This is a genomic window from Rhizobium hidalgonense (genome assembly GCF_002914525.1).
Lineage (GTDB): Bacteria > Pseudomonadota > Alphaproteobacteria > Rhizobiales > Rhizobiaceae > Rhizobium > Rhizobium hidalgonense.
In genome coordinates this window covers 43,944-61,021 of record NZ_LODW01000044.1, presented here as the reverse complement: position 1 = coordinate 61,021, position 17,078 = coordinate 43,944, and the positions used below count along the sequence as shown (strand labels likewise).

Here is a 17,078-nt window from a genome sequence, read left to right as displayed (position 1 = left end):
ACACCGGTCGGACCGCCGAATGGGCAGTCGTGACCGGCGTCCGCGCGTCTTATTTCTTATCCTTCAAATACGCCTGATAGTCCTTGTCCATGGCATCGACAAAGGCTTCGGGCGTGATCTTGCCGGACAATAAAAGTGGCGTGTTGTCGTCGATTGTCTTCAGCATCGTCGGGCTCGACCAATCGGGGTAATGGCCGAGCGCATCGTTGGCATTGAGCGTCTTCCACATCTCGATGCCGGAGGTCAGGAGCGGCGTGAGCTTGGGCTTTGCATCCGCCGGCAGCGATGTTGCCGGGAGATAACCTGCGGCGGCCCAGCTTTCAGCGGCCTTTTCGGACACCATATAGTCGATGTACTCGCCGGCCAGGTCCTGCTTCGCCTTGTCTTTAGCAAGGCTCGTGATTGCCCAGGCCAGATCCACGCCGCCAACGCTCATGGGTTTGGCGACACCCTTCGGAGCGGGAATGGCCATGAAGCCGATATCCGGATTGTTTTGCATGTCTCCGAAGTACCAGGTTCCGGAGATCAGGAATGCGCCCTGCCCCGAGATGAAAAGCTGGACGGCGTCGTCACCCGAGATGCCTTCGAAGCCGGGATAGAAATAGCCGCCTTGCGCCCATTTCTGCACGAGTTTGGCCGATTCGATGTTCCCTTTGGTGTTCCAAGAGCCGCCCTTGCCGTAGATCAGGTCGTCAAGCTCGGCGCGATTGCCCGCGTCGATATGTGCCTGGTCGATGGCGCCGATCATATGCAGGGCCAGATGCTGCTTGGCGGACCCCATCATGAAGGGCGCAACACCTTTTTCCTTCAGCTTGTCGAGATCGGCCAAAAGCTCCTCGAAGGTCTTTGGCAGCGTCACGCCCGCGTCCTCGAGGATCTTCTTATTGTAGTAAAGGCCGACGATCTCGCCGAGACCTGATATGCCGTAGGTTTTGCCGACCCCGAATTTGGTCCCTTCCCAGCGGTCTCTGGCAAGCACGGATTCCGACTGCCGCTTATCCCAGCCATATTTCTGGATGTACTCGTCAACCGGCAGGAGCAATCCTTCCTTGACCATCGCGCCCATGTCGCCGGCGCCCTGGTTCACCTTGGTGATAACAGGACCATCGCCTGCCGAAACTGCAAGCTTCAGCGTCAACTTCATGTCATCGAAGGTGCGCGCAGTGCGTTTGATCGTGACACCGGGATGGGCGGCTTCGAACTCCTTGTTCAGTTGCTCGATGACCGCGCTCTGGCCTTCGAAGGTCTGGTCGTCCCACACGGCCAGATCGTCGGCCCGGGCGGCGGAAAGACCGAAACTCACAAGCGCCGCGCCGGCAAGCGCGACAGCTGCTTTCAATCGGTATGCTGGCAGTATGCTGATCGATTTCACGGTTCTTTTCATCTGCTCCACCTCATTTGGTTTATTCTCCACTCCCCATCCGAGCCTCGCACCTGGCGCCGGCCGAACGTTTTCTTTCCCCAGAGCTTTGCCTGGTCGGCGAATCTGAGGTAATCGTCAGTGCATCGGCACCTCTCGCGATCCAGAATGACAAAGCGCCACGCAGGAGGTGGCAAAGCGATGGACAGCAACTGCTTCATCCGCCCGGCGACTGAAGCCGATATCGACGCTCTTTTCGACATTTGCCTGAAAACCGCCAATGGCGGCGAGGATGCCAGTGCGCTTTACAGCGACCCGCATCTGCCCGGTTACATCTGGTCGGTACCCTATCTCAAATTCGCCAGAGACTTTGCCTTTGTCCTGGTTCAGGGCAACCGGCCGGTCGGTTATGTCGTCGGTGTGCCCGATACCAGCAGGTTCGACAAAGACCTGCAAGCAAACTGGTGGCCGTTCGTCCGCCGGGAGATCGCCGGCCTGACACCCGGCCGTCCGCGCGATGCGGACGTGATCGAACGAATTCAAAATCCGCGCAGCGGAACGACGTGGCTTCAAGACGACTACCCGGCGCATCTTCACATCAACATCCTTCCCGGACTTCAGGCCGGCGGCTGGGGACGGAGGATGATCAGCACCGAGCTTGAAGCGCTCCGCAATCACGGTGTCGCAGCGGTGCATCTCGGGGTCGATCCAAACAACGAACGCGCCAGAGGTTTCTACCGTCATCTTGGCTTTTCCGAACTTGAACGCGATGGCTCCGTCGCCTTCGCCATGCGGATCGATCAAGGATCCGACTAGAACCGACCGAGCCGCCATGTTCATGAGATTGGCTCCGCATTTGCGGCGTCAAGCCCATATTTCAAAACGACCGCTGCCGGCATGGCACTCCAGCCCTGAAGCAGGGAGCCGCGCCCATAGGGCGGCGAGAAATATTCCACCGCTCCCATCCAGCCATTGTCGAGGCAGATTTCCCACCAGCGCGTCAGAGCGTAGCGCGCGCCGCCAAGTCCGTGGCGAAGACGTTCTTCGGCATAGGCGCCATCCCAATAGGGCCAGTCCGAGCCATTGTGGTAGCGGTAGGGAAACGCGGTCTTGGATCGCAGATCGCTTGGCCGCTTGAATGGCGGGTAGGCGCACATCACACCCCAGCTGCCGTAGGGCTGCTCCTGATTGTTGCGCGTTTCCAGTTGGCTTTCAAAGGCTCTCAGCAAGCCAACGGCCTTCTGTTTTGAAATTGCGTCGAACCGCGACAAGGTCAGGCTGTCGAGAGCCATATGATCCTCGACAAAGGCGCCAGGCGTTCCATAGTCGATATATCCACCGGTTGCCGGGACGAAGAGCTTGGCCTCGATTTCCTGGCGGGCAAGACGTGCAGTCCTGCCTGCGCGTTCAGCAAGCGTCGGATCAAGACTGTCGCCAAGCCTTGCCACCGCATCCATGGCGCCGACGAAAAGACCGAGATCATAAGAGACCAGCCCCTCGCGATAGACGTTGTCGGCCCAGTCCCGGTCATTGCGCGGTTTCACGGGAAGAACGCTGTCAGGACCGGCCAGGTCGAGATAACGATCTGCAATGGCTCTGACCGTTGGCCAGTGCGCCTGCACCTCGGCCAGGTCCTTCGTTGCCCTGAAATAATCATCGATGAAAAGAATGAAGAAAAGCGGGCTGTCGAAGTGGTCGCTCCACCAGTCTTGCGGACGGTTGTGGTATTCAGGAACGGCCTTTCTATGGGTTTTGGGATTGGCCTTGCTGTCTTCGACAAAGCGCTGCCACGCCTCTGATTGGGCAGGCCCCGTCAAGATCACGCCGCTCGGGGCTTCTCCATCCGGCTGCACCCCCTTGGCAAGCAGCCGGATCTCGTCACGCACCGCCTCGGGTGCAAGCGTCAGGAGCGGCTGCATCGTCCAATAGCCATCGCGGTAATAGGTCCGCGCCGGAGCGCTGTAGGCCTGGCCCGCGGCAAGGCCGGCAAAGGCGCCGTTTTCCTCGCGCCGGATGCTGGAAAGGGCGGCATGGATCCCCTGGCTGACCATGCTGCGCATCAGCGGATCGGCCTCGGGCGCCAGATCGCAACGCGCGACATATTCGGCGGCTTCGGCAATGATCGCGTCGCTGGTGAGGGTGAGAGCCCTCTCGGCTTCGTCTCTCGAGGCGCCGACTGCAATGCGCAGATCGGACCCGAGAAGGTCCACGATCAGCACACCCCAGCCCATTTCGGCAGTCTGCCGATGTTGGTCCCGCGTGACCCGCACCCTCTCGCCTTGCCCATCCGGCTCATGCCACCAGGCGCAACGACGCGCCGGATATAGGCCTTGAAGGCGGACGCCGCTGATCAGCATTGCCGGCAGCGACTGCGCGACGAATATGCCGCCATGCCTGGAGACCATGCGGTTCGGCGCATAGGTAAAAGGGCCGGCGATGGCAGAAAACCGCACGCGCCCCAGACTGCCGGCGCCCCACAAAGCGAGATCAGCATATCCGTCCGGATGAACATCCGCCTGAAGCCGCGGCGCCATGACAGGCAGTAAAACGCCTTGTTCGGCGGAAAGCTGTCCATCGGTCAAGGGCTTTATCATGGATAAAACCCCGACAGCCAAGTTGAAGAGGCTGCATAACGCGAAAACGAAAAATAGAGGGACGAGCCGGGGCCTGCTCCTCTTCGAGCGACCTTGGCGAGCGCGCGGCTATCCAGGCAATGCGGGTGGCGCATACTTGTCCTCGACCTCTTTGTTTCGTCGCGCATTTCATTGCACGTTGATATCAGCCTACAGGCGACCTCCCATTTGTCAAGGACATAGACAAATCGCTGCCTTGCATGTATTAAAATCCCGTAAGCTGACGCAATTGAACTGCAGCCTTCCCTTTTCCCATCGCTGTGGATCAATTATCGGCCCTTAATTAGGTATATGCTCCGAACTAATTGGAACGAGCTAGCCGGATGGCACCGACACTTTCTACCGCCCAGACTCCCATCGCGCGAAAAATCTCAACCCATGCCGTGATCCGGACCGTGTTGGCCAACGGGTCGATCTCCCGCGCCGATATTGCCAAGCTGACCGGACTGTCGAAGCAGACGATTTCCGATGTCGTGCGCGACCTCGAGGATGCTGGATGGCTGAAACCTGTGGGCCAGACCGATGGTCGCCCGGGCCGAAATGCCATTACCTATGAAATCAACGCGAGGGCTGGTCTCGCCGTCTCCATCGATCTCGGCGGCACCAAGATCGACGCGGCGATCTGCGATCTATTGGGCAACATCGTTGCCGAAACCAAAGTGGCCACTGACCCGCGCGGCGGATTGCACCTCGTCAATCAGTTCAGCGACCTTATCTCTGACCTCGCGCTTGTTGCCGGAACGACCGCCGACAAGCTCCGTGTCGTCGTTCTGGGCAGTCCCGGCGTGCTCGATCCGGCCACCGGCCATATCAATGTGGCGCCGAATATCCCCGGCATCGACGCGATCAATCTGCGGCAGGTCTTCAGCGACAGAATGGGCATGCCGGTGATCGTCGAAAACGACGTCAATCTCGCGGCGCAGGGAGAGCGATGGCGGGGACACGGTGCCGAGAGCGGCAATTTTGCTTTCATTGCGCTCGGAACGGGAGTCGGCATGGGCATCATCGCCAATGGCGCTCTGTTGCGCGGCGCGCGTGGCGCGGCCGGCGAGATCGCCTATCTTCCGATCGGCGGCGATGTTTTTGATCCCGGCGGGTTTACGCTTGGAACCTTTGAGAGCGCGGTCGGCAGCGTCGCGATGTTACGCCGCTACACCGGTTTCGGCGGGCGTAACGCTTCCACCGTCGCCGATCTCTTTGTCGCCTTCAATGCGGGAGAGACCAGCGCCGTCGCCGCAATCGACGAGACGGCAAGACTGGTGGCGGTCGCCATTGCCGCCATCGGTGCAACTCTCGATCCCGAACTGGTGATCACCGGCGGCAGCATCGGCGCGAGACCGGAACTCGTAGACGCCATCCGACATTTCCTGCCGCGTTGCACGCCTTATCCGCCGCGCATCGAGATAAGCCGCTTTGGCAACCGGGCCGCCCTCATGGGAGGCATGGGGGTCGCCGTCGAGCGCATGCACGACGATCTGTTCGGCGTGAAATTGAAGGAGGTTTGATCGGCCTGCGCCACTTGAGAAGTGCGGCAAATGCGCTAGATTTTCCGCCATGATAACAGCCACACAGATACGCGGCGCACGCGCCATGATCGGAATGAGTATCGAAGAGCTCGCCGCCGCAAGCGGCCTGCCGGTCGAGACCGTCGCGGCGCTGGAAAACGGCGAGTTTGCGGGCGAACCGCACGCGCTGTTCGATGTGCGCAGCACGCTCGAGGCGAACGGCATCATCTTCCTGTCGAGCGGCAATCAGGATGAAGGCGGCCCCGGCATCCGATTGCGAGCACGCACCATGACCGACGATGGGATCCGGCCGGAAAACCTCAATGCCGCCAACGACGATTAGAAGCTATGCGATCGGCCTCACCGCTGGAAAACAAAGCGCAGGCGATCGCGATGAGCATCGGCAACAACGGTGTCTCGATCGAGCAGAACTGAGCGTCAGAGATAGGTTTTTGCCAGATCGGCGAGCTTGCCGCCGTCCTTCACGCCCTGCCTGTAGAGCTGAATGATGACCGCACCGATCCGCTCGGCCTCAGGTGTTGTCCTGGCCAGGCCGCGCTCATCGCAGACCTTGTCGAGCACCTGCGAAAGCAAATCGAGATCTTCCGAAAACAGCGGTAAATCATGCGGATGAATTGATGATCGTAACATCACGCCGCATTCCCTCCGAGGGCAAACGCATCCACGCTTGCATTGCCGGCCGCCCTCCGCAACCGGCAAAAATGATTATGCGCGAGGGGCCGAACTTTAGCAACTATGCAAACTTCCACAGAACAAAATTAGGGAACAAAATTTTGTGCCGCGCGTTTTAGGCGCGTTTGCAGCAGGAATCAGCGAGTACCGACGTTGAGTGAAATACGCTTTCCCTCCCCCGTCCGGGTCTTTTCTCAAAACCGCAGCCTAATCGTTTCCACCGTTTGGGAAGCCGTCGAGTATTTGAAACGATGGCCGAAGAAGCGCGAGCGCGACTATCGCATTGCGCGCCAGCACTGCCTGGATGCGCTCGATGGATTGCGCAGCCCGCGCGCCGCACAGGCTTCCTTCATTGCTGCGGCGAAGACGGCGGGATTGCTGCTATAAGATCAGCTGCTGTGGCGGCTGGCGGCGAGCTGAGGGTGAATAAAGCCTTCCGTGATCACCTTGGCGGTCATCTCGATCACCTGGTCCTCGGCGAGTTCAGCAAGCGCGAGGGCGACATCGCCCTCCGGCCAGCCGGCCTTGACGGCCTCGTCGGACAAAGCCTGGAATGCGCCGGCGAGGGCTTGTCTGCAAGTGAGATTCTGCTTCATTTCCGCCATGCGCTCGCAGTAGGCTGTTTGTGACAGGGACGCTTTTAATCTACACCTATTCGCATGAATTCGAAGAGGTTTCACGTTATTTAAATTTGAAATCGGGTATTTCATATTCGATCTCGGTATAGTCTTAACAAAAGGCAACCAATACCGCCTAGCGTCACTGGAGACGTGCCAAAAAGAACTAATATATTTATTTGATTCCACACCATCGAAGGGTATTTTACTGCATTATTTGCTGCAAATGGTCGCAGCTATCGGCGTTGAACCGACGGCGGGTCACCCCGCCCGAGCAGACGAAATCCGAATTGCGGCAGTTTTCATCATCTTCCCGCCTCCCTGTCAAATTCTAGATCTTCTATGGGCGCTCATCGTTCGTGAGATGAAGGTGAGCCCGGCCGAACGCGCGCATCCATCACCAGCGCCCCTCACCTGCCGCGGGCGCCTTCGGCGCTAATCACGTTAATACCACAACGACACCACACTGCCGTCAAACTCCGCTGTACCATTGTGTGGCATTATTGGGCTGGCGGGCTCACTACTCCCTCACTACTCCAGGAGATAAAATGTCTATCGAACTAGACGCAACGACCTATATGCATGCCAGACCGGCGACCGCCCATTCCTATATCTTGCCGGCTGTTGTCGATGTTCTTGAGAATAGTTTTCAGGAAGCAAACGAAACGTCGGTCTTCGACCTTGGTTGCGGTGCCGGCGGTGCTGCAGCCGTGCTTGCCCGAAAGGGCTATGATGTAATCGGTGTCGATCCCTCCGAGGACGGTATCGCAAAAGCGAGAACGGCCCACCCGGATCTGCCGCTGGAAATCGGCTCCGGTTACGAAGATCTCTCCAGCCGGTACGGCACCTTCGATGCGGTGATCAGCCTCGAGGTCGTGGAGCACGTTTATGACCCCAAGGCATTCTCGGCCACCATGTACGACCTGGTGAAGCCCGGCGGCATCGCGGTCATGTCGACGCCTTTTCACGGTTACTGGAAAAATCTGGCCTTGGCCGTGAGCGGAAAGATGGACGACCATTTCATGCCTCTCAAGGACCATGGCCACATCAAATTCTGGTCTCCGGGAACGCTGAGCACGCTTCTGCACGAAACAGGTTTCGAAGAGGTCGACTTCGAATATGTCGGGAGGATTCCGCTGCTGGCCAAATCGATGATCGCGATTGCCCAGAAACCGCACTGAACATTCACCGTTCTCCGCACTGACCGCGAGAGCGGCCGCCACACGAAACGTGATGTTCTGACTGGATTTCAAGGGGATAAATGGTCGGGGCGACTGGACTCGAACCAGCGACCCCTTGACCCCCAGTCAAGTGCGCTACCGGGCTGCGCTACGCCCCGACCTGCCGAAACGGCTTGCTTCGTTTAGTTTTTCGGCGCGTGCAATGCAAGCGGAAAAAACTCGCCTCCGACAAAAAGCAGGTGGTTTATCGGATTGGTCAGATCGCGATGAGCTTCAACTGGCCTTCGCCGGTCTGGCCGGGCTGCCATGCCTGGTAGTTGGCGATGGAGAAATGCGGGGTTTCGAAGGGGGTGGCATGGGTTTCGGTAATGACCGTGACATCGGCGCCGGCGGCCTCGCCCGCGAGGATGCCGGCGACAGCGTCTTCGAAAACGAGGCATTTCAAGGGATCAACACCCAGGCGGCTGGCGCCGAGCAGATAGCCTTCGGGACTGGGCTTACCGGATTTGACCTCCTGGCCGCTGACGATGACCGTCGGCATCGGGATGCCGGCTGCAGCCATGCGGCGTCTGGCGAGCTCGATCGGTGCGGAGGTGACGATCGCCCATTTGCCGTCGGCAATGGCGGAGAGGAAGCGGATGGCACCGGGAATTTCAACGATGCCTGAGACATCCTCCATCTCCTCGGCGAGCAGCAGGTCCGCCTCATGGGCCGGATCGACGCCTGCCAGGCCGAGCCCGCGAATGACGTCGGAAGCGCGGATGCCGTGGATCGTCTTCAGGAAGACTTCCGGTTCGAAGCCGTGGCGCCTTGCCCACTCGCTCCAGACGCGTTCGACGACGGCGATGGAATTCAGCAGCGTTCCGTCCATGTCGAAAAGGAAGGCGTCATACGATTTGTCGAGGATATCGTGGGGAGCGGGCACGGGCGTTTCCTTGCGGGTGCGAGGCCGGGGTGACCCCTGCACAGGCGAGTAGCGGAGAGCGGCGTCGGCGTCAACGACTAGCGTTGACGTCGACGTCAACGCTAGTCATTGACATCAGGGTGGGTGACGTTGCGAACGTCGGCCAGACCGCGTGCGGCGTCGCGGCTGCCGGTCGCGGCAGCGGCTTCAAAGATACGGGTCGCATCGCCATACATTTTGAGATTGAAGTAGCTGTAGCCGCGCAGAACCATCAGGTCGATGCGTTCCTGCTGCAGCTGGGCGCGCTGATCGAGATAGATCAGAGTTTCGCGATAACGCCCGGCGTCGAAGGCCGAAAGCGCGCGGTCGGCGAGGATCGCCATCTGGAGCTCGGCGGCCCGCTGGCGGTTCTGCGGCGCCTTGGTGGCGGCAACGGCGGCGTTGCTGGAGAGGCCGGCGCGCAGATAGGCAAGGCTCTGGCCGTAGGCTGCGTCTTCACGGTCCTTGCGGACCGGGCTCTGCAATGCCGTCTCGAAGGCCGAGATCGCCTCCATCGGCCGATTGATATCCATCAGGCACCAGCCGCGCGACAGCGCATTGGCCCGGCTGAGCTGGGCCGCATCGATGGTCGTCGAGCAGCCGCGTGTCTGGCGCGGACCGCGCGCAACCGTCACCGTCTGCATCGCCGGCCTTGCCGGGCGAACGGCGACGTCAGGCCCCGGCTGCAGCTGGCGTTCATCTGGAAGCGGCTCGTTTGCCGTAGCAGGGCGTTGCGCCGGCTGTGTCGGCTGAGCCGGTTGCTGCGGGGCAAGTGCGCCCTTCTCCGGCGGCAGGACGCGCGCATTCGGTATCAGCGAGGAGGTGTCTTCGAGATTGGTGATCCGGTCCGAGCGTCCGGCCCAGGCGCGCTGCAGGTCGAGCACACCCTTGCGGTCGCTCAGCTGTTCGCGCGTGACGACAAGGCCATAGGCCGACGGCTCGTCATCGGGTTTCCAGACCAGCGCGGTCTCAAACCAGCGCGCGGCGGTCTGGAACTGGTTGAGCGAGCGGGCATACCAGCCGAACTGCTGCGCCGTCGGCACATATTTCCGGGCAATAACCTCGGCGGCGATGCGATGCAGCACGTCTTCGGCGAGTTCAGCCGGCGGCTGCAGCGCCATCAGATTGGCGGTCGCCGCGAGATAGGTGGCACTCGCGTCGTCGGAATCGGCACGCCAGCGGAACATCACGTCCTCGGCTTCCTCAGGCGCCTTGCGGGCGATCAGCGCCAGCGCCAGCCCCTGCGAAGCGGCGGCAGTATCCTGCTTGGCTCGGGCGGCGCGAAACCACTTCTCCGCCTCGGCATCATTGTTGCGGCGAAGCTGGTACCAGCCGAGCAGCAGCGCATCCGAGGCAAGTCCCTCGGTCCCGGCGAGTTTTTCGAGGCGGGCGACGTAATCGGGCGCGATGGCGAGCTTCGGATCGTCATTGCCTTCGGCGATGAAGCGTCGGGCGAGGTTGTCGCGGATCGCCTCGAATTCCCTACTGCCGTCGGACGCCGGTCTTTCCAGCGCAAGCAGCGCCTGCATCGGCTGGTAGGCAAGCAGTGTCGAGGCCTTTTCGACGGTCGCCTGCCGCTCGGCCGGATTGGGGCAGTTCTTCAGGATATAGTTGTAGGCGTCCTGGCCGCGCTGCTCCCTCTTCGTCTGGATGAAGGCTTCGGCGACACGCCAGAGGACATCGACCTCGCTGCAGGTGAGGAGGCTCGGGGTTGTTGCGGCGATATCGACCACCGTCGCATATTGCTTGAGGTCGGAAGCGTTGATGAGGCGGGCGCGGGCCTCGGCGACATCGAGCCGGTCGAGCAGATCGGCTGGCGGCTGCCATCCGGCATCGGCTGCCTGACGGTCGGCGATCGCCTTGCGCAGCTCGGCATAGCGGCCGTCGGAATAAAGCTGCCACATGGCCTCCAGCTGTTTGTCGCCGTTTTGCGGCACGGCGAGCGGATCGGCCGGCGGAACCCAATTCGGGTAGAGCGCCTGAAGGCGGGAGATCTCAGCCTGGAGGCGCACCTTGTCGCCGCGGCTGGCGAAATAACGAAGCGCGCTTTCGTCGACGGCAGGCTGCGTCGGGGCGGCGGCCTGCTGCGGCGCCGGCGTCTCGGACACGATGGGAGGCGTGATCGGCGCCGGCTGAGGCGCAAAAGGGGTCGCAGCTTGAGGCGCGGCTGATGGCAGCGGTGCGGGCTGCTGCGCGACAACATTTGGATCTGAAGTATCCGATGCTGACGGCGGCGGGGACGTGATCGCCTCGATCTTGTCGGCGACAAGCTGCGCATTGAATTCGGAATTACCGGCAGCCTCGGTCGGCTTGATGCGGCCCATCATCATCAGCTCCGGCGCCGGCTTGCCGGCCGAGCCAAGGCCGAACTTTTCCTGCAGCGCGGCACGGTCTTTCAGCCCGGTGACGAGGCTCGCCACCACCACTGCCGCTGAAACCGCCACGAGAGAAGACTTCACAGACACTCTGGATGCTTCTCCCCGATATAGGCCAGCCCCAGCAGTTGAAGGGTGGACGGATAATAGAGTGCGGGGGCAAACTGCAGCGCCGAGTTCGGCAGCTTGGTCCCATCGACAACACAGGCCACAACATCGTTAACAATTCGATAACCGGGGTCCGACAGAACGGTCTTCGGCCGGCCGGTGGTCAGGTCGATGGTGGCGGGAACGCCGTCTTGCGACATCCCCTTTTGCAGGCGGATGAGCAGCGCCTTGTCGGTGATGCCGCCCCGCGCGAGATAGAGCGGGATGCGGATGGCGTTATATGAGAATTCGGCATCGAACCCCTCTGCCGGCCGCGGCTTGTCGTGCAGGCTCACCCATTCGGCAGGCAGCTTGCGCGGGCCGAATTGCATCGTCTTCAATAGTTCCACGCCGTCGTCCGACAGTTTTTGCCAGGCGTCCGACGGAGCGAGCGCTGACATCACCGGGATCGCCTCATAAATCCAGTAGGATGGGTTTACAACGGGACCATCGTCGCGGTCGCTGCCGGTAAAACCTTCGGTCCCCGGCATCAGCAAGGTGCGGCCCTGCGAGCTGCCGACGGTTTCGGCAAGCAGTGCCTGCGCCATGCGGGAGGCAGCGAGGATATAGTCTTCCCGTTTCCAGGTCGTTCCGGCCAGCGCCAGCGCATAGGCGATCAACATGTCGCCATCGGTGGCATTGTTGGTGTCGGCCACGTGCGGCTTGACGTTCGGATCCCATTTCCAGACGGCCAGGCCATCGTCGCGCAACAGCAACTCGGTGCGGGTAAAATACCAGATCTGCTCGAAATCGGCGGGGCTTGCTGCGAGGTAGGCGAGCAGCAGGCCATAGCCCTGCCCTTCGCTGTGGCTGATGTTGCCGTTGCCGTTGTCGACGATGCGGCCGGTCGGATCGAGAAACTTCGCCTTGTAGGCCGACCATGCGCCGGCATTGATCATCGCCTGCTGCGCAGTGGCGGGCAGGCCCGGTGCAATCGCGACCGTTGCCGCCAGCAGGAACGCGCGCCACCGCCTCATTTCGACCGGCCCAGCTTTTTGAGCATCTTCGACGTGGTGACACCGATCAGGAGCACGAAGACGACGAGCAGCGAGGCATAAGAGAGGATATTCGTCGACAACCAGTTAGCGGCGATCAGGCGGTAGTTGGCGATCGACCAGGGTGTCGACGGCACGAAATCAAAACGGGTGACCGGCACCGCCTCGATCTTGCCGGTCTTGCTGGAATAGGTGGTGATGTGGCCTGATATTTGCGGCCAGTTCAGCTGCGAGGTCAGAACCTCCACCCCTTCGCGCAAATCCTTCGCCGATGGCGCCGCCACCACGGTCCAGGAGCCTGCTCCCGCCGGGCTGGAGCCCTGGGCCACCAGAAGCGAGGCGGTGTTGGGCGGCGTAAAGATTTCTTCGGCGCCCGGCGCGAATTGCAGCGAACTGCGGGATATATCGAAATTGCGCCACAGCCACTCGCGGAAAGCGGTCATCCGACTGCGCAAGACACCGCCACTGACCTTGGAATTCCATTCCTCGAAGGCCGTACCGGTGTCGACGACACCCGTCTGCGCATCCGTCACCGGACGCCACGAGGCCTGGCTCGCCGTTGATATATTGGTCTGCGACAGCGCGGTTGTCGGCATCTGCGAGATGGAACCGATGAAGATGGCGTCACGATCGCCGATCGTATTCGGCGAGGCGACTGTTTCCACAGGGATCGGATGGCCGGCCATGATCGCCATCTGGCCAAGCAGGGTGGCGGCGGCCGAAAGCGTGTCGGCATCGACACGGTCGATGAACAGCGGCATCGGCTCCGTGGAACGACCGTAGGGATAGGCGGTGCCGGCCATGGCAGCCAGATTTGGCCGCTGACCGACACGGGCGAAATCCGGCATGTGCAGCTCGGAGGTATCGAACAGGGCAAAGCGGGGGTTGGCGGCGGCGGTGGCGCCCGGCGCGCAAGCCGCATCGTCCTTGGTCATCAGGATCGCCTCGATCGCCACCGTATTCAGGCCGGGCTTGACGTGCCGCATCGTCACGCGGATCGGCAGATGGCGCAGGATACCGCCCGTTGTCGTGGTGATCGGCACGGTGGAGGCGATATTGTCGTTGACGTAGATATCGATGTGACTGCCGGGCAGAACGTTGTGGGTATAGGCGGCGTCGAGCAACACCTTCGCCTCGCCATAGGCATTGGCGTAAAAATCCGCCGGCACGGCAAGATTGAAGCTGGTCCGCAACCGCCGGCCGGAGAATTCGGTGGTCTTCACGCCAAGCTGAGACAAAGCGATGTTCGTATCGGAAAAGATCAGCGGCGCATTCGGCGCGCTCCAGCGCTCGGTGGTCAGCGCGTCGCGGCGGACATCTGCGGATCTGTCCGTCGGCGAGACGATGGTATCGATCGCCGAGGAGACCGCCTGCCAGGAGGGGCCGCTGATCAGAAGCACCGGCGAGCCGCTGCCCGGATTGGTGACGAAAGTGGCGAGTGCCGCACTTTCGGCGCCGGGCGGCAAGCCGGGAAAGAGCGGCCGCAGTTCCGCCGCGGTGCCGACGAGTACGCTGAGCTTACCGGGCCCGCCGGCCGGAAGCGAGGAGGTGCTGAAGGCGAAGATCTGGTTCGGCATGCTGCTCAGCACAGACAGGCCCTGCGCCAGCCGCAGCAGCGGCTTGGTGGTGCCCGGCTGCTCCAGCGCCGGGACGACGATGTCGAACTCGGTCTTGCCGGCGCCGTCGACGCCGATGGCGCGGATAGCATCGGCGCTCGCCGGCTCCGCGGCATCACTGCCGGCAAAACTCAAATAGGTTCCGGCCGGATCGATATTCGACCACAATTCATAGGTGGACTGGATGCTGCAATCGGTGCGGTGGCGCTGAGCGGCTTCAAAGGTGACGACATTGGCGCCCGGCTGCAGCAGGCCTGGCGGAACCTCGAAGGTGACGGCCGACAGGCCGTCCGGCGAGCCGACCCGCTGCTGGCCGATCGGGCGATTATTGAGATAGACTGTCAGCGCCGAGGCCTCGGGCGCGACGACGATCGAATTCTGATAGGCGAAGGTGAAGCTCGCCTTGGCTGCCGCTTGTTCCGGCGTCAGATAGACGGACCATGACCGCCGGTCATATTCGCCGCTGAGACCGAGCTTCGAAAAGGGCACCACATAGCGACGGACACTGCCGGCGCGCTGAACCAGAGCCGTATTTGCCGCCGCGGCTGGCTGCAGCGCGGGCGGCTGCGGCTGAACGGAGATTGCCGGGGGGACTGGTGCAGGAGCGGGAGCGGCCTGGGGTGCAGGTGCCGGCAACACGGAAACCGGAGGCGTGACCGGAACCGGCGCGGTCGCTGCCGGCGGCACTGGCGGTGTCAATCTCGGAGTAACGGAGACGCCGGGCGGCCGCTCGCCGGACATGTCGAAAGGTGCCGTCTGCGCCTGGGCGAAGACGGAGGCATTCAGCAGCAGAAGCGAGGCGGCGACGATGCTTCTCATCCGGCGTTGACCTTTGCTGCCTGCTGCCGGGCTTCCCGTTCCGGCCGCATGCTGCGGAAGAAGTAAATGAGGCCGCGGCTCGTCTGGTAGAACGCCAGGCCGAGGAACCAGATGGTGCCACGGATCAGGCCGGGATTGTGACGGCGCGAGGCCTGGAATTCGGTCCACTGGCCTGAGTTGGCAAACATCAAGTCGGCGATCAGGCGGTGGTCGAGCGCGCTTTTCGGCACGTACTGGCAGCCGACATTGCTGATGTCGCCTGACGGCTCGATATTGCGGACGATGAGCGGCAAGGTTTCCAGTTCCGCGCCGCTATAAGGCCGGAAGCGGATTTCGCCGAGGGCGCCGACCAGCATCTCATCGAGTTGCTTGTTGAAGATGTGAAGCCTGGCGCCATGGACGGAGACATCCTCGATCGAAGCGGCATACCACTTGCCGTTGGCGCCGAATTCGCAGCGACGGTTGACGCGTACGCGGCGAGACAAGGCGCGTTCGCCGCGCTCAGACACGACACCGAGCGCGCAGCCGGCCATGATCAGGTTGATGAGGTTCCAGCCGCCGACGACGAGCGTGACGTCGGCCTTATAGGGCTCGGCATAGATTCTGTAGATAGTGATGATGAGCGCGACGATCTGCACCGCAAAGATGACGAAGAAGGGGCGGCTGATCTCCGACAGGCGGCTGACCGCGATCGATTCGTCCTTGGCGGTGACCTTGAAGGTCGGCTTTCTCGGATTGAGCATGACGGAGACGACCGCCGGCAGCAGATGCACGCTCTGGACATATTCGTAGAGTTCGGAAATCCACGGCCAGCGGAACGACCCGTAGAGGTAGTTCTGCATCATCAGGTTCACCAGCATGTAGGCCAGCGTATAGGCAAGGAATTCGCCGCCGGAGGCGGTGAAGATTTCCAGATCGAAGAACAAATAGAAGAGCGGCGCAAACAGGAAGATGGTGCGCGGGAACGGAAAGAGCCAGAAAAGCGTGGAGGACATGTAGCAGAGGCGCTGCGGGATCGACAGGCCGCGCTTCAGCAGCGGGAAGCGGAAGCGCAGGATCTGCATCATGCCCTGCGCCCAGCGGCTGCGCTGGCCGATGAAACTTGCGAAGGTGGCGGGCTGCAGGCCGGCGATCAGCGGTTTGTCGACATAGATGCTGTTCCAGCCGCTGCCGTGGAGCGCCAGGGCCGTCTCGCAGTCTTCGGTGATGCTGACGCCGGAAAAGCCGTTCTGGGATTCAAGCGCCCTGCGGCTCAGGACCGCGGCCGAGCCGCAGAAGAAGGCAGCGTTCCATTTATCAAGGCCGCGCTGGATGATGCCGTAGAACATTTCGTTCTCGCTCGGCATCTTGTCGAAGGTCCGCAGGTTGCGCTCCAGCGGATCGGGATTGATGAAGAAATGCGGGGTCTGGACGAGGAAAAGCTTCGGATCGTCTTCGAAGTAACCGACGGTTTCGAGCAGGAAATCGCGGGCCGGCGCGTGATCGGCATCGAAGACGGCGATCAGTTCGCCGGTCGAATGTTTCATACCATTGTTGAGATTGCCGGCCTTGGCGTGCTCGTTGCGGTCGCGCGTAAGATAGTGAACGTCGAGGTCTTCGCAAAGCTGCTTCAGTTCGATATGGCGGGCGGCCGCCGCTTGGGCCTCGAGCAACTTGCCGGAGTTACGCTTCTGCAAGGTGCCGCCGTCGTCGAGCAGCCAGACATGCAGCTTGTCGGCCGGATAATCCATGGCCTTGGCGGCAGCCAGCGTGTTGCCGAGAAGCCCGGCATCCTCGTTATAGGACGGTACGAAGACATCGACATGCGGCAAACGCCCGGGATTGGCGGCACGCGAGGGGCGCGGCGGCAGCGGCGTGGCGACAATGAACAGGCTGAGCGCCAGCATCGCGACGCTATACATTTCGGCAAGATAGAGCAGCAGGCCCGGAATGAAATTCTCAGGCTGGTTCACCGGCGGCAGCGTATTGGTGGTGCGCCAATAAACGTAGCGCAGCACGATCGAGGTGCCGAAGGCGAGCGCCACCAGGCGCCAGGTCCCCTCGCCCTTGAAAATCTTGATCAGCGCCATCACCGTCACGACCGTGATGCTAGTGATGAGCTGCGTCTGCAAATTGACCGGCAACGTGATCAGCACGATCATGCAGAGCGAAACCACGGCCCAGATAAAGACACTGCGGGCTTTGCGCATCGACG

The 17,078-nt window shown here is 61.5% G+C and carries 14 protein-coding genes and 1 tRNA gene; 5 read left to right on the top strand and 10 right to left on the bottom strand.

What is annotated here, in order from left to right; translation table 11 throughout:
- Positions 1 to 49: 49 nt before the first annotated feature.
- Complete coding sequence (locus ATY29_RS06660) at positions 50 to 1,384, bottom strand: extracellular solute-binding protein (RefSeq protein WP_003573992.1); 1,335 nt, start codon at positions 1,382 to 1,384, stop codon at positions 50 to 52.
- Between the two features lie 177 nt (positions 1,385 to 1,561).
- Between ATY29_RS06660 and ATY29_RS06655 the strand changes: the two genes are divergently transcribed.
- Complete coding sequence (locus ATY29_RS06655) at positions 1,562 to 2,176, top strand: GNAT family N-acetyltransferase (RefSeq protein WP_097535593.1); 615 nt, start codon at positions 1,562 to 1,564, stop codon at positions 2,174 to 2,176.
- 20 nt (positions 2,177 to 2,196) lie between these two features.
- Here the strand turns inward: ATY29_RS06655 and ATY29_RS06650 are convergent, their stop codons facing one another.
- Positions 2,197 to 3,954, bottom strand: coding sequence for a glucosidase family protein (locus ATY29_RS06650; protein ID WP_097535591.1), 1,758 nt, complete (start codon positions 3,952 to 3,954; stop codon positions 2,197 to 2,199).
- Positions 3,955 to 4,316: 362 nt separating this feature from the next.
- Here ATY29_RS06650 and ATY29_RS06645 point away from each other — a divergent pair, with 362 nt between their 5' ends.
- Both ATY29_RS06645 and ATY29_RS06640 read left to right on the top strand, forming a co-directional pair.
- Positions 4,317 to 5,498 carry an ROK family transcriptional regulator gene (locus ATY29_RS06645; RefSeq protein WP_097535589.1) on the top strand — a complete coding sequence of 394 codons (1,182 nt, stop codon included), beginning with the start codon at positions 4,317 to 4,319 and terminating at the stop codon, positions 5,496 to 5,498.
- A 49-nt stretch (positions 5,499 to 5,547) separates the two neighbouring features.
- Positions 5,548 to 5,841: a helix-turn-helix domain-containing protein gene (locus ATY29_RS06640; RefSeq protein ID WP_003574000.1), complete on the top strand. Its 294-nt coding sequence runs from the start codon at positions 5,548 to 5,550 to the stop codon at positions 5,839 to 5,841.
- Between the two features lie 95 nt (positions 5,842 to 5,936).
- Here ATY29_RS06640 and ATY29_RS06635 read toward each other — a convergent pair whose 3' ends face one another.
- Positions 5,937 to 6,149 (bottom strand): hypothetical protein, encoded by a 213-nt coding sequence (locus ATY29_RS06635; protein WP_029872887.1) that lies wholly within the window; start codon positions 6,147 to 6,149, stop codon positions 5,937 to 5,939.
- A gap of 195 nt (positions 6,150 to 6,344) precedes the next feature.
- On the opposite strand from ATY29_RS06635, the gene ATY29_RS06630 reads away from it, so the two are divergent.
- Positions 6,345 to 6,578 (top strand): DUF982 domain-containing protein, encoded by a 234-nt coding sequence (locus ATY29_RS06630; protein WP_003574002.1) that lies wholly within the window; start codon positions 6,345 to 6,347, stop codon positions 6,576 to 6,578.
- A 2-nt stretch (positions 6,579 to 6,580) separates the two neighbouring features.
- Here the strand turns inward: ATY29_RS06630 and ATY29_RS06625 are convergent, their stop codons facing one another.
- The gene (locus ATY29_RS06625; RefSeq protein WP_025415852.1) at positions 6,581 to 6,796 is read right to left on the bottom strand and encodes a hypothetical protein; all 216 of its coding nucleotides are present in this window, start codon (positions 6,794 to 6,796) and stop codon (positions 6,581 to 6,583) included.
- Positions 6,797 to 7,356: 560 nt separating this feature from the next.
- Between ATY29_RS06625 and ATY29_RS06620 the strand changes: the two genes are divergently transcribed.
- Positions 7,357 to 7,989 (top strand): class I SAM-dependent methyltransferase, encoded by a 633-nt coding sequence (locus ATY29_RS06620; RefSeq protein WP_003574006.1) that lies wholly within the window; start codon positions 7,357 to 7,359, stop codon positions 7,987 to 7,989.
- Positions 7,990 to 8,070: 81 nt separating this feature from the next.
- Here ATY29_RS06620 and ATY29_RS06615 read toward each other — a convergent pair.
- The 6 genes from ATY29_RS06615 to bcsA all read right to left on the bottom strand — a co-directional run bounded on the left by ATY29_RS06615 (position 8,071) and on the right by bcsA (position 17,073).
- Positions 8,071 to 8,147 (bottom strand) — tRNA-Pro (locus ATY29_RS06615).
- Positions 8,148 to 8,245: 98 nt separating this feature from the next.
- The gene (locus ATY29_RS06610; protein WP_097535587.1) at positions 8,246 to 8,914 is read right to left on the bottom strand and encodes an HAD family hydrolase; all 669 of its coding nucleotides are present in this window, start codon (positions 8,912 to 8,914) and stop codon (positions 8,246 to 8,248) included.
- Positions 8,915 to 9,015: 101 nt separating this feature from the next.
- Positions 9,016 to 11,391 carry a cellulose synthase gene (locus tag ATY29_RS06605; protein WP_097535585.1) on the bottom strand — a complete coding sequence of 792 codons (2,376 nt, stop codon included), beginning with the start codon at positions 11,389 to 11,391 and terminating at the stop codon, positions 9,016 to 9,018.
- The gene (locus ATY29_RS06600) at positions 11,388 to 12,431 is read right to left on the bottom strand and encodes a family 8 glycosyl hydrolase (RefSeq protein ID WP_003574011.1); all 1,044 of its coding nucleotides are present in this window, start codon (positions 12,429 to 12,431) and stop codon (positions 11,388 to 11,390) included. The genes ATY29_RS06605 and ATY29_RS06600 overlap by 4 nt, the downstream gene beginning before the upstream one ends.
- Positions 12,428 to 14,884: a cellulose biosynthesis cyclic di-GMP-binding regulatory protein BcsB gene (locus tag ATY29_RS06595; protein ID WP_003574013.1), complete on the bottom strand. Its 2,457-nt coding sequence runs from the start codon at positions 14,882 to 14,884 to the stop codon at positions 12,428 to 12,430. The genes ATY29_RS06600 and ATY29_RS06595 overlap by 4 nt, the downstream gene beginning before the upstream one ends.
- Entirely contained in the window at positions 14,881 to 17,073 is a 2,193-nt protein-coding gene (bcsA, locus tag ATY29_RS06590; RefSeq protein ID WP_003574015.1) for a UDP-forming cellulose synthase catalytic subunit, read from the bottom strand. The genes ATY29_RS06595 and bcsA overlap by 4 nt, the downstream gene beginning before the upstream one ends.
- Between the last annotated feature and the right edge of the window lie 5 nt (positions 17,074 to 17,078).